Source organism: Comamonas sp. NLF-1-9 (assembly GCF_019195435.1).
Classification (GTDB): Bacteria; Pseudomonadota; Gammaproteobacteria; order Burkholderiales; family Burkholderiaceae_C; genus Comamonas_C.
Window position 1 is genome coordinate 1,687,834 of sequence record NZ_CP078069.1, and the last position, 12,725, is coordinate 1,700,558.

A 12,725-nucleotide genomic window follows, 5' to 3' on the forward strand; every position below is an offset into this window, starting at 1 on the left:
CGGCCTGGGCGCAGAACCGGGGACAAGCCCAGCATCTTCGCGATCGCAGTCATGGTGCGTTTCCTCAGTCAAGTGACGCCACACGGGACGGAACACGACGCGTCTCCACCCCGGCGTCACTGGCATGACAAAACGGCTGCAGCCAATGTGACATCCGGCTGCGGGCGGCCCGCGCCGCGCGCGATCAAGGCAATACGATTTCGCGGCCGTCGCCGCTCAGGAAGGCCACCCGGACCGCCGCGCCAGGGTACAAACGCTCGACGGCCGCCCGGTAGCCGGCCAGTTGCGCCTGCAGGGGCGCTTCGCGTTCAGGCCTGGCCGCGCTTTTGTAGTCCAGCACCCACCAGCCCTCGCAGCCATGGGTACCGGCGCGCCGGCGCACCAGGCGGTCGATGCGCAGGCGCTGGCCCGCGTGTACCAGTTCCACTTCGTTGAAGGCCTCGAGCACTTCTTCCGTCGACCAGGCCCAGGCGGCCGCGCCGCCGAGGATGCGCCGGGCCATGGCCTCGGCCTGCTGCATCTGCGCGGCGCACAGCGCAAAGCGTTGGCGCGCCAGCAGCACCCGCTCGGGCAGCCAACCGCCTTGCGCCTCGCCCGCGTGTTCCAGCAGCCAGTGCATGGCTTGGCCGATGCGCGAGGCGTCGCTGTCGGCGGATGCTTCTGATTGGATAGCTGGTAGCGCTTGTGCAGCGGGCGCTGCGAGCTGATTTTCCTCATGCAAACAGCCCTCGCCCCTGCCCTCTTCCAGAGCAAGAGGGGGCAAAGCCAGGAGCGTGAGGCTTGGAACCGAAGACGACGCGGGTGCCGTTTCCGGCGGCGCGGGCAGCGGCTGCGCCAGCGCCTCCATGCGCTGCCACCAGCTGCCGCAGGCGCTCTGGTGCGGCGCAAAGCCCGAGAGCACCAGGCGCGCGCGCGCGCGGGTCATCGCCACGTACAAGGCATTGAGCTCTTCGCGCGCCTGCGCAGCCGCCTCCTGGTCTGCGAGGCCCTGCTCGCTTGCCGGCGGACTGCTGCCCTTGGCGAGGAAGACCAGGCGCGTGGGCAGCGGTGCATCGCCGGGCCAGTCGATCAGCACCTCGGGCTCGCCGCGGCTGGTGCGGGTGCTGGCGCTGTCGAGCAGCAGAACCTCGTCGGCTTCCAGGCCCTTGGCGCCGTGCACGGTGAGCAGGCGCACCGCCTCGGGCGCCGCCTGGGCTGGCAGGGCGATGCGTTCGCGGCGCAACACGCGCAGCCACTGGTAGGCGGTGAGAAAGCGCCCGCCCTGCACCGACAGCGCGGCCGAGAGCAGCGCGCGCAACTGGCGCAGCACCTGCGCGCCTTCGGCCGCCGGCGCGGCCGCGTAAAAGCGCGCAAGCACGTCGCGGTGCTGGTAGATGGCCTGCAGCGCGTCGTGCGGGGGCAGGCTCAGCAACCAGCCGCGATATATAGCCAAATCGGCCGTTAGCGCTTGTCCATCAAGCGTTTCCAGCTCTACTTTTGAGAGCACGTCCAGCCAGCAGGGACGGGCTTCACCTGCGGCGCGCACCGCCAGCGCCAGGCGCGCGAGGTCTTCGTCGCTGCAGCCAAAGAGCGGCGACTTGAGCGCGCGCGCGAGCATCAGGTCGTGCCCGGGAGAGATCAGCGCGTCGACCAGCGCGAGCACGTCGCGCACCGCCGGCTGCTCGGCCAGCAGGTTTTTCTCGGGTTGCTCGCAGGCCACGCCCAGGCGGCGCAGTTCGGCCTGCAGCACACCGAGCGGCTCGCGCTTGCGCGCGAGCACCATGATCTCCTTGGGCGCCACGCCCGCGGCGATGCGCGCCGCAATCCAGCGCGCGGCCTGGCGGCATTCGAGCGTGCGCAGGGTTTCCTCTTCTTCCAGCCGCGCCGTGGTGAGGCTGTCGCGCCAGCTTTCCGGCTCGGCCGCGCCTTTGGCTGCCTTTGGCGAACGCGGAACGAGGGGCAGCGCCAGTGCGTCGCCAGCGCCGTCGCTTTCGGTGGTGTGGGCGCGGTAGTCGCTGAACTCACTCGCCTGCTGCGCGGCCTGCATCACGCCATTGACCAGCGCGAGCACGCCGCGCGCATTGCGCCGCGTGTGGTCGGTGGCAAGCCAGACGCCGCCCAGCGCCTGCACGACAAAGTCGCGCGCGGCGCTGAACACCTTGGGGTCGGCACGGCGAAAGCGGTAGATGCTCTGCTTGGGGTCGCCGACGATGAAGACGCTGGGCGGGCTGTGCCCGCCGCCCGCGCCCGCATAGCCCGAAAGCCAGGCGTGCAGCGCCTGCCACTGCAGCGGGTTGGTGTCCTGGAATTCGTCGACCAGCAGGTGGCGCGTGCGCACGTCCAGGCGCTGCTGCACCCAGGCCGACAGCGCATGGTCGGCCAGCAGACGCATGGCGGCGCTTTCCACATCGTTCATGTCCACCCAGCCGCGCTCGCGCTTGAGCCGGGCAAAGCACGCGATCAGCACGCGCGTGAGGCGGCACATGCGCTGCTGGTGCAGGCGTGCCTGGCGCTGCTGCTCCGCGGCCAGCACCGCAAGCACCTCCTCCTGCGCGGCGCGCACCTGCTGCAGGCCTGCGACCTTGTCGCTGAACTTGCGCGCCTCGCCCGTCCGCGTGAACAGCGCCGCGCGCGCCGCCTCGAAGTCGCCCGCCTGCAGCGCCGCCAGCAGCTGCTCGCCGCAAGCGACGAAGGTTTTGGCGCTCGCACCCAGCAGCGCCCGGGCCGCGGCCCGCAGCAGCTCGCGGCCGCTCTCGCGCAGCAGCAGCCAGTCCGCAGGCCGCGCCACGCCAGCCATGCGCGGGTAGACAACGTCAAAGTCGGGCACTGCGTCCTGCAGCCGCCCGGCAGCGTCGGCCAGGCCGAACTCGGTGCGCCGCGCGAGCGCCCCGGCCAGGGCGTCGTGCGCACGCGTGCGGCCCAGCGCCAGTACCAGCGCGCCGTAGTCGGCGCGCAGGGTTTCGTCGCCGGCCACCTCGCGCAGAAAAGGGCGCCAGACCTCGGCCACCGCCTGGGCGTCGTCTTCCAGCAGTTCATGGGCGACGGGCAGGCCAAGCTCATCGAGCACCGACAGCGGCGCCGTCTGCAGCAACGCGGCAAACCAGCCGTGGAAGGTGCGGATCTGCACCGGGCGGCCGTGGGCAAGCAGAGTCTGATACAAATTTTGTAGCTTCTCGCGCAGAACTGGCGCGCGTTGCGGCTCGATTCCCCTTGCAACCAGCTCATCGAGCAGGCGCGCCTGCCACTGCGCCTCGGTCTCGGCGGGCTTGCCGCCGTCGGGTGTCGCGGCCCTGGGCCGGGCAAAGTCCTGCAGCCACTGCGTGAGGCGCTCGCGCATCTCGCCTGCGGCCTTCCTGGTGAAGGTGATGGCCAGGATCTCGTGCGGCGCGCAGCCGTCCAGCAGCGCACGCAGCATGCGCGAGACCAGCATCCAGGTCTTGCCCGCGCCGGCGCAGGCCTCGACCACCACGCTGCGGCGCGGGTCGCAGGCGACGGCGTAAAAGCGCTCGCGCGTGCAGGGCGCGCCATCGAGCTGGTAGGCCGCGCGCTGCTCATTCATGCCAGAAATCCTTGCGGCACAGGCCGCGCACTTCGCACCAGTCGCAGACGCTGCCTTCGCCCAGCGCGCTCAAGGGCGCGCCTTCGGCGATGCGCTGCATGTCGCGCGCCATGCCCACCTGCAGTGCGGCCGCCAGGCGCTGCAGTTCGGGCAGGTCGTGCAGGCTGGGCTGCTCGCGCTCGGCCAGGTTGAGGTAGGCGGCGCGCGGCGCCTCGGCGTCCGAGAGCAGCGCGTAAAACGGCAGCTGCGTCTCTTCGCTGCCGGCCTTGGTGCGCGCTCGGGTCTTGCCCAGCGCCTCGGTCTTGTAGTCGATCAGCAGCACGGTGCCGTCGGCCAGCGTATCGACGCGGTCGATGCGCCCGCGCAACTGCAGCGGGCCGCGCTGCACGCGGACGTCCACCTCGGCGGCGCTGAAACGTGCGCCGCCCGCCTCGTGCGCCTGCAGCCAGGCGAGATAGGCATCGCGCAGCGGCGGCCAGGCCACCTCGAAGGGCAGGAATTCGCCCCGATCGCCCTGCAGTCCGAGCATGCGCGTGGCCTCGTGCGCGGCGGCTTCCATCAGCGCCAGGCGCTCGGTTGCGGGGTCGCGCTGCAGCGCTTCGTGGAAGTGGCGCAGCAGCGCATGCACCCAGATGCCCCAGTCGCGCTTGTCCACATCGACGTCGAGCTCGCCCTCGTCCTGCAAGCCGAGCTGGCGCAGCGCAAAGAAGCGGTAAGGGCAGCTGCGCAGTTGCTCGTAGCTGCTGGCCGAAAGCGGCTGCATCGGCAGCTTCCGGCCCACGGCGCGCGGGCGGGCAGTGGGCATGGGCGCCAGCGCCCGCGCGATGCGCGCATCGCTGCCCTCTTGCAGATGCAGACCGGGCGTGAGCCGCAGTGCTTGCACCAGGGGCGAAGCGAGCACCGGCTCGCCGCTTTCGTCGGCGCGGCGGTGCAGCACGTCCACCTGCGCGGCCGACAGCGCCAGCGCCCAGGCCAGGGCCTGCTCGCGCTGCAGGTCTTCGCGCGCGGGCAGGCCCAGCGCCTGGCGCTGCGCCGCGCTCCACGGGCCGGGCGGCTCGGGCGCGGCAGGCAGGTGGCGCTCGTCGGCACCCGCCAGCACCAGGGCCGGGAAGCTGCGCCCCAGCAGCTGCGCCAGCGGCAGCACGACGACGCGCGCCGCCCCGGCCGCGGCAGGCTGGAAGTTGACCTGCTCCAGCACCTCGCTGGTCCAGCGCGTGAAGCCGGCGCAGGACATGGGCGCCCGTGCGCCGGCCCAGGCCTGCCAGCGCTCCAGCGCTGCGTCGTCCAGGCCCAGCGCCTCGATCACGCCGGCGCCGGCCGCGTCGGCCTGCAGCCAAGGCCAAAGGCCGCAACGCACCAGCGCGGCGCGCAGATCGCTCAGCCACTGCATCAGCGGGCGGCGTGCCAGCAGTTCGGCGCGCAGCGCCTGCATCTGTTGCACCAAGGGGTCGCCCGGCAGCAGCGCGGCAGCGGCCTGCCAATTGCGCACCGCGTGCTTGCGCAATCGCTGCTCCAGGCGCCGGTGGTCGAGCGGCGCCCAAGCGGGCGCGAGTTTGATCCAGTCGAGTACCTCGTCGCTGGACGCGCGCGGCGCGCCGGCGCGCAAGAGCGCCAGCACGCAGGCGCCCGCGTGGGTGGTCGAAAGCTTCCAGCCGGTCTCGTCGCGCAGCCCCGTGGCGGCGTGCACGCCGGCGCTGCCGAGCAGCGCATTGACACGGCGCACCAGCAGGCGATCGATGGCAACCAGCGCCACCGGGGCGCGGCCCTCGTGCAGGTGGCGCAGCACGCAGGCAGCGGCGCGCTCGGCCTCGTCCTCCGCGTCCAGTGCCAGGTGCACGGCCACCGTGTCCGCGGCGGCCGGCGCCCCGAGCGCCAGCGTCAGCGCCTTGTCGCCCCAGTGCGCGCTCAGGGCCTGGAGCAAGGGCTCGCTGCGCAGGCCGGGCACGACGACCAGCAGATCGGTCTGGCGCGCGAGAGCCGGCTCAAACAGCACGTCGGTGGCAAAGCTTGAAGTCGCCAGCCAGGCGGCCGCAATGCGCGCGAGCGCGCCCTCCAGGCGCAGCGGCCCATCGTGCACTGCGGGCAGCAGCGCGCTGGTGCGCGCCAGCCAGTCGGCGCGCTGGGCGGGGGGCTGCGCGGCGGCCAAGGGGGCGAGCTGCCGGGCGAGCTCCAGCAAGCGGCCTGCGAGCGCCGGCGCCTGCGCGCCCAGGCCGGCGTGCGCCAGCAGTTCGCGCGCGGTCAGGAGGTCGCGCGCATGGTCGAAGCACAGGTCGCGCGCGCCGGCAATGAAGGCGCCGGCCTCGGCCGCCCAGCTGCGCGTGGTCTGAAAACGCGGCATGTAGCCCGCAAAGCGCTCGGCCCAGGCGGCGCTGGCCACCGGCAGCAGATGGGTATAGGGCAGCAGCACCACGGTGCGCGCCAGGTGCGCGCCGCGACCAAGGGCCTGCGCGTGCACCTCGTCCAGCCAGCGCGGCCAGGGGCCTGCAGGCGGCGCCGGCCGGCCGGCGCGCGCAGCAACCATGGCGTCATCAGGTGTGGCTGTTTCTGTCACAATCAAACGAATTTACCCCGAGTGCAGTATCCGGCGCCAGCCCTTGGCTGCCAACCGCCATACAGGAAAACCATGGCCAGCGAATTGATCAAACACGTCTCGGACGCCAGCTTCGAAGCCGACGTTCTCAAGTCCTCTTCCCCGGTGCTGGTGGACTACTGGGCCGAGTGGTGCGGCCCCTGCAAGATGATCGCTCCGGTGCTCGACGAAGTCGCCGGCATCTACGAGGGAAAGCTCACCATCGCCAAGATGAACGTGGACGATAACCGCGAAGTGCCCGCCAAGTTCAGTATCCGCGGAATTCCCACGCTGATGATCTTCAAGGACGGCCAGCTCGCCGCCACCAAGGTGGGCGCGATGAGCAAGGCACAGCTGACCGCCTTCATCGACCAGACCCTGGCCTGAGCGTCCTGGCGCGCCGGGCGCATGCCCCGGCGCCAGCCGGCCCGCGGGGGCGCCGGCTTTTCCTGTCATAATCTCTCCCGATCACCACCGCGCAACACCCGATGCGCAGCTGGTTTGCAATCACCGGCCTGCCCCCGCATTCCGAACCCCTCGCGGATGCTTCCTGCGGCGCACGGCCAACCCCTCCTTGACCAGACATTGCCACTCCCTGACCGGAGTCCTTTCATGCACCTTAACGAATTGAAGGCCTTGCACGTCTCCGAAGTGCTCAAGCAGGCCGAAGAGCTTGGCGTCGAAAACGGCGGCCGCATGCGCAAGCAGGAGCTGATGTTCGCCATCATCAAGAAGCGCGCCAAGGCCGGCGAGCAGGTGTTTGCCGACGGCGTGCTGGAGATCCTGCCCGACGGCTTCGGCTTCCTGCGCAGCCCCGACACCAGCTACACCGCCAGCACCGACGACATCTACATCAGCCCCAGCCAGGTGCGCCGCTTCAATCTGCACACCGGCGACATGATCGAGGGCGAGGTGCGCATTCCCAAGGACGGCGAGCGCTACTTTGCGCTGACCAAGCTGGACAAGGTCAACGGCAATCCGCCCGAGCAGAACAAGCACAAGGTGATGTTCGAGAACCTGACGCCGCTGTTCCCCAAGGAGCAGATGAAGCTCGAGCGCGACATCAAGGGCGAAGAAAACATCACCGGGCGCATCATCGACATCATCGCCCCGATCGGACGCGGGCAGCGCGCGCTGATCGTCGCGCCGCCCAAGAGCGGCAAGACGGTGATGATGCAGCACATCGCCCATGCCATCACCTCCAACTACCCGGACGTGATCCTCATGGTGCTGCTGGTAGACGAGCGCCCCGAGGAAGTGACCGAGATGCAGCGCTCTGTGCGCGGCGAGATCATCGCCTCCACCTTCGACGAGCCGGCCACGCGCCACGTGCACGTGGCCGAGATGGTGATCGAGCGCGCCAAGCGCCTGGTTGAGCTCGGCCAGGACGTGGTCATCCTGCTGGACTCCATCACCCGCCTGGCGCGCGCCTACAACAACGTCGTGCCGTCTTCCGGCAAGGTGCTGACCGGCGGCGTGGATGCCAATGCGCTGCAGCGCCCCAAGCGCTTCTTTGGCGCGGCGCGCAACATCGAGGAAGGCGGCTCGCTCACCATCATCGCCACCGCGCTGGTCGATACCGGCAGCCGCATGGACGAGGTGATCTTCGAGGAGTTCAAGGGCACGGGCAACAGCGAGCTGCACCTGAACCGGCGCCTCTATGAAAAGCGCGTGTTCCCCGCCATCGAGCTCAACAAGAGCGGCACGCGCCGCGAAGAGTTGCTGCTGGCGCCCGAGGTGCTGCAAAAGACGCGCATCCTGCGCCAGTTCATGTACAACATGGACGAGATCGAATCCATGGAGCTCATGATCAAGAAGATGCGCGAGACCAAGAGCAACGTGGACTTCTTCGAAGCCATGCGCCGCGGCGGTTGATTCAGGGCGCTTTCTATATAATGCGCGGTTTCTCGGAAAGTACGCCAGACGCGCTGGCGCGGCTCCCGGCATTTACCCCCATAGGATTTCATCATGCGTGAAGGCATACACCCCGACTACCGCGAAGTGCTGTTCGTGGACCTCTCCAACGGCTTCAAGTTCGTCACGCGTTCGTGCGTCACGACCAAGGAAACCGACACCTTCGAGGGCAAGGAGTACCCGCTGTACAAGCTCGACACCTCCAGCGAGTCGCACCCCTTCTACACCGGCACGCAGAAGTCGGTGGACAGCATGGGCGGGCGCGTCGAGAAATTCCGCAACCGCTTTGGACGCACCAGCGCCCGCTGAGCGCAGCACCCGCACACCGCGTTCTGTGGGCATGCTGCCCCGGCGCACCCAGGCAGCCCGGCACGCCGCGCTGCCTTTTTTGTTCATGCTTTGCGCCTGATGCACACGAGCCCCGCCATCGTCGCCCAAGCGGCAGTGCGCCCGCTGCCGCGCAAGGTGCTGTGGCTGCTGTGCGCGGTCTATGTGCTGGCCGGCTTTTTCGGGCGCGACCCCTGGCGCGGCGACGACATGCAGGCCTTTGCCTTCATGCGCGAGATCGCGCTCGGGCAGACGGGCTGGCTGCAGCCCACGCTGGTCGGCCTGGGCCCGGACACGCCCGGCCTGCTGCCGCTGTGGCTGGGCGCGGGCGCGATCTGGCTGGGCCAGGGCTGGCTGTCCATGGAGGCCACGTCGCGCCTGCCCTTCGTGGCGCTGCTGGTGCTGGTGCTGGCCAGCACCTGGCGCGCCGCCTGGCGCCTGGCGCAGAGCCGCGAGGCCCAGCCCGTGGCCTTTGCCTTTGGCGGCGAGGCGCGCGCGGTCGATTACGCCCGCGCCATGGCGGACGCGGCGCTGCTGGCGTTGATCGCGACGCTGGGCCTTGCGCAGTTTTCCCACGAAGCCACAAGTTACCTGAGCCAGCTCGCGGGCACGGCGCTGCTGCTCAGCGGCAGTGCAGCCTGGCTGCGCCGACCGGATGGGCGCGCGCTCGCGGCCACGCTCGGCGGCGTCGCACTGCTGGCGCTCAGCGGCGCGCCAAGCATGGCGCTGCTGCTGGCGGCAGGCGCGGCGGGCGTGGCCACCGGCGCGCGCACCGCCGATGGCGCGGCGCTCTCGCTCTCGCGCACTCTCGCCGCCTTCTCGGCCCAGGCGGCTGCCATTGCGCTGCTGGCCTTCTGGACCCAGGCTTGGCAATGGCGCCTGGCGCTGCCGGCCAGTGCGCAAAGCTGGGCCACGCTGGCGCGCCTGCTGGTCTGGTTCGCCTGGCCGACCTGGCTGCTGGCACTGTGGACGCTGTGGCGTTGGCGCCATCCGCTGCGCCACGGCGCGGGCCACATCCTGCTGCCGCTGTGGTTTGCGCTGGTTCCTGTCGTTGCGGCCTTCACCACCGAACCGGCCGATCGCGCGCTGCTGCAAGGCCTGCCGGCGCTGGCCATCCTGGCGGCGTTTGCGCTGCCCACGCTCAAGCGCGGCGTTGCGGCGGCCATCGACTGGTTCACGCTGCTGTTCTTCAGCGTCTGCGCCATCGCCATCTGGGTCGTCTGGCTGGCGGTGCAGACCGGCTTTCCGGCGCAGCCGGCTGCCAACGTGGCGCGGCTTGCCCCGGGTTTTCACAGCCGCTTTGAACCACTGGCCTTTGTCCTGGCCCTGGCCGCCACGCTGGCCTGGTGCGCGTTGGTGCGCTGGCGCACCGCACGCCACCGGCCGGCGATCTGGAAGAGCCTGGCGCTGCCCGCAGGCGGCGCCGCGCTCGGCTGGGTGCTGTTGATGACGCTGTGGCTGCCGCTGCTGGACTACGGGCGCAGCTATGCGCCCCAGGTGCGCCTGCTGCGCGAGGCGGTGGACAAGGTCGAGCCAGGGAGCCGCCTGCGCGCCGGGGACTGCGTCGCGGGCTACGGGCTGGATCAGCCGCTGGTGGCTGCGCTGCGCTACTACGGCCAGTTGCCCATGGCCACGCCCGAGCAGGCTCCGACCTGCCGCTGGGCCATCGTCGATCCGGACGGAGACTGGGCCGCAGGCCAGGTGTTTGCGGACGCCGAGTGGCAGCAAGCGGCCATCGTCACGCGCCCGACGGACAGGCGCGACCAGCTCGTGCTCATGCTGCGCCGCCCGGCGCGCTGAAGGCATGACGGCGCGCTCGGGCATTGCCCACCACGCCCTCACCGTGCTGGTGGGGCAGCTGGCAGTGATGGCCTTCGGGGTGACGGACACCATCGTGACCGGCCGCTATTCGCAGGATTCGCTGGCCGCGCTGTCCATAGGTTCGGCGGTTTTCGTGAGCGTCTATGTGGCGGTGATGGGGCTCTTTCAGGCGCTCTTGCCGATCTGGGCCGAGCTGCACGGCGCGCGCCGCCCGCGGGCCATCGGCGCCAGCGTGCGCCAGACGCTGTACCTGTGGTTGGCGGCGAGCGCATTCGGCATGGCCATCTTGCTGCATCCGGGCGCCATCCTGCGCGCGACCGAGGTGCCGGGCGCCCTGCAGGCCGAGGTGCGCAGCTACCTGGCGATCCTCGCCTTCGCGCTGCCGCCGGCGCTGCTGTTTCGCATCTACAGCACGCTCAGCCAGGCGGTTGACCGGCCGCAGTTCGTCACCTGGCTGCAGCTCGCTTCGCTGCTGCCCAAGCTGCCGCTGTCGCTGTGGTTCACCTTCGGCGGCGCAGGCATTGCGCCCCAGGGCGCGCCGGGCTGCGCCTGGGCCACGCTGGTGGTGAACTACCTGCTGCTCGGCGTGGCGCTGGCAATGCTGGCACGCCATCCGTCGTTTCGGCGCCTGGCGCTGTGGCGCCGACCGCAGCCGCCCGACTGGGCAGAGCTGCGGCAGTTCTTGCGCCTGGGGCTGCCCGCGGCGCTGTCGATCACGGTGGAGGTCACGTCCTTCACCCTGATGGCGCTGTTCATCGCGCGCCAGGGAGCGCTTGCCGCTGCCGCGCACCAGATTGCCGCCAACCTTGCGGCGGTGCTCTACATGGTGCCGCTGTCGCTGGCGATCGCGGTCAGCGCCCATGTGAGCTTTTGCCGCGGCGCTGGCGAGGAAGGCCAGGCTGCAAAGCTGGCTTTGCAAGGTTTTATGGCTTCAGCCCTTATGGGGTGTGCGCTTGCAGCTATTCTTTTTGCATCTCGCGCACCTTTGACGGCGCTCTACACCACCAGCGCCGACGTCGCCGCGCTGGCCGCTGCCCTGCTGGCCTGGGTAGCCCTCTACCACGTGGCCGACTCGATGCAGACGCTGTGCATCTTCGTGCTGCGCAGCTACCGCATCACGCTGGCGCCGCTGCTGATCTACGGCGTGCTGCTCTGGGGCCTGGGCCTGGGCGGCGGCTACGCCATCGCCTACCGCGGCTGGCAAGGCCATGGGCCGTGGCCTTCTCCGCTGCCGTTCTGGGGCGCAAGCACCGCTGCACTGACCCTCACCGCTCTGGTGCTGCTGTGGCTGCTCACCCGCGCGCTGCGCTGGCATACCCGGCCCGCTGCCACGGCGCGCGAGGCTGCGGGCGCCTGAGCCCGGCCGGCGCGGGCGCAGTCAGCGACAAGCGGGCAAGGCCGCGCCGCGATTCAGCGCCGCGACCGAGGCCACGAACTGATCCCAATAGCTGGGTAGCGCGGCCCAGGGGTCGCCATCGTGCGTGGGCACGTCGTAGTGCAGATCGGTCACGTACACCACCCCCGTATTGACATCCGCAGCAAGGGCACGCTGCAGGCTCGTTTGCATCGCCTGGCAGCCGACGGCGTCGTGTACCAGCATGGCCTGGGCGGCATTGCTGCGTCGGTACAGCCAGGCATCCGACGGCTGCAGCGCGAAATCCCGGTACTGGATTTCAGGCCCTTCAAAGGTCACCAGCGTATCGGTGAGCAACGCGTAGGCTTGGCCCGGCCGCGTGCCTGGGTTGCCCACCACGCGCAGCTCTGCCGACCGGCTCTTCACGTAGGCCTGCACCTGGGCATAGTAATCTGCACGCTTGTCGGAGGTGGCCATTTCGTCGATGAAAATGCCTTCGATGAGCTCGCTCCCATAAAGCTCGAGATAGCGGTCGACGTTCTGGCGCACCGACGACAAGGATCGAGCGCCGTAATCGGTCATGACATAGCCCAGCACATGTCCGCCGGCCGCGCGGAAGGCGGTTGCCGCCTGAAGCAGTGGCGCGTCGACCCGATTGAAGATGCCATCGCTCGGATTGAGGATGGCGGTGATGCGCAGATCAGGGTATTCGCGGGCGCTGCGCGCCAAGGCTTCCCACCCCGAAGACTTGGGCCCCGCGCCGAAGTAGGCCGGTACGAGGATCTCCAACGGCCGGGGCGGCGGCCGCAGTTGCAAGAACTGCTTTGCGCTGGCGCTCTGCCCCTGCAGGTCGGCACTCGCCTGCACCGTCACCTGGCCCGCCGGCGCCCCCGTGAGCACCGCGCTGACCAAGCCGCCCTGCGTGCCCGCCCTCTGTGTCTGTATCGACCCGGCGTCGGTCGACCAGCGCACCGTCAAGCCATCTGGCGCGGGCGCACCATCGGCCAGCACGCGCACCTGCAGCGCGATCGCCTCGCCTGCGGTGTAAACGTGCTGCGGCGCCGGCGGCGCCACGAAGGCGAGCTCCAGCCGCGTCTGAGGCTGGGGCGACGAACCGCCGCCGCCGCAAGCTGCGAGCAACGCACACAGGGCCAGGGCAAACCATCTTGATACCGAAAGAAGCACGTCAAATCCTTGTTCGT

Annotated in this window: 8 protein-coding genes; 5 read left to right on the forward strand and 3 right to left on the reverse strand. The window is 70.0% G+C overall.

Features of this window, described 5'->3' with window-relative positions; translation table 11 throughout:
* Positions 1–184: 184 nt before the first annotated feature.
* Together KUD94_RS08145 and KUD94_RS08150 are read right to left on the reverse strand one after the other, a co-directional pair.
* A complete protein-coding gene (locus KUD94_RS08145; RefSeq protein WP_218236513.1) occupies positions 185–3,538 on the reverse strand; it encodes an exodeoxyribonuclease V subunit beta in 3,354 nt (1,117 codons plus the stop codon).
* A complete protein-coding gene (locus KUD94_RS08150; protein WP_218236515.1) occupies positions 3,531–6,059 on the reverse strand; it encodes a PD-(D/E)XK nuclease family protein in 2,529 nt (842 codons plus the stop codon). Before KUD94_RS08150 ends, KUD94_RS08145 begins: the two co-directional genes overlap by 8 nt.
* Before the next feature lie 102 nt (positions 6,060–6,161).
* Here KUD94_RS08150 and trxA point away from each other — a divergent pair, with 102 nt between their 5' ends.
* The 5 genes from trxA to KUD94_RS08175 all read left to right on the forward strand — a co-directional run bounded on the left by trxA (position 6,162) and on the right by KUD94_RS08175 (position 11,526).
* A complete protein-coding gene (gene trxA / locus KUD94_RS08155) occupies positions 6,162–6,494 on the forward strand; it encodes a thioredoxin TrxA (protein ID WP_218236517.1) in 333 nt (110 codons plus the stop codon).
* 225 nt (positions 6,495–6,719) lie between these two features.
* The gene (gene rho / locus KUD94_RS08160; protein ID WP_146913152.1) at positions 6,720–7,982 is read left to right on the forward strand and encodes a transcription termination factor Rho; all 1,263 of its coding nucleotides are present in this window, start codon (positions 6,720–6,722) and stop codon (positions 7,980–7,982) included.
* 93 nt (positions 7,983–8,075) lie between these two features.
* Complete coding sequence (locus tag KUD94_RS08165; RefSeq protein ID WP_146913151.1) at positions 8,076–8,330, forward strand: type B 50S ribosomal protein L31; 255 nt, start codon at positions 8,076–8,078, stop codon at positions 8,328–8,330.
* A gap of 99 nt (positions 8,331–8,429) precedes the next feature.
* Entirely contained in the window at positions 8,430–10,148 is a 1,719-nt protein-coding gene (locus KUD94_RS08170; protein ID WP_370625855.1) for a hypothetical protein, read from the forward strand.
* Positions 10,149–10,152: 4 nt separating this feature from the next.
* The gene (locus KUD94_RS08175; protein ID WP_218236519.1) at positions 10,153–11,526 is read left to right on the forward strand and encodes an MATE family efflux transporter; all 1,374 of its coding nucleotides are present in this window, start codon (positions 10,153–10,155) and stop codon (positions 11,524–11,526) included.
* Positions 11,527–11,547: 21 nt separating this feature from the next.
* On the opposite strand, the gene KUD94_RS08180 is transcribed toward KUD94_RS08175, so the two are convergent.
* Positions 11,548–12,597, reverse strand: coding sequence for a spherulation-specific family 4 protein (locus tag KUD94_RS08180; protein WP_218236521.1), 1,050 nt, complete (start codon positions 12,595–12,597; stop codon positions 11,548–11,550).
* Positions 12,598–12,725: the final 128 nt, after the last annotated feature.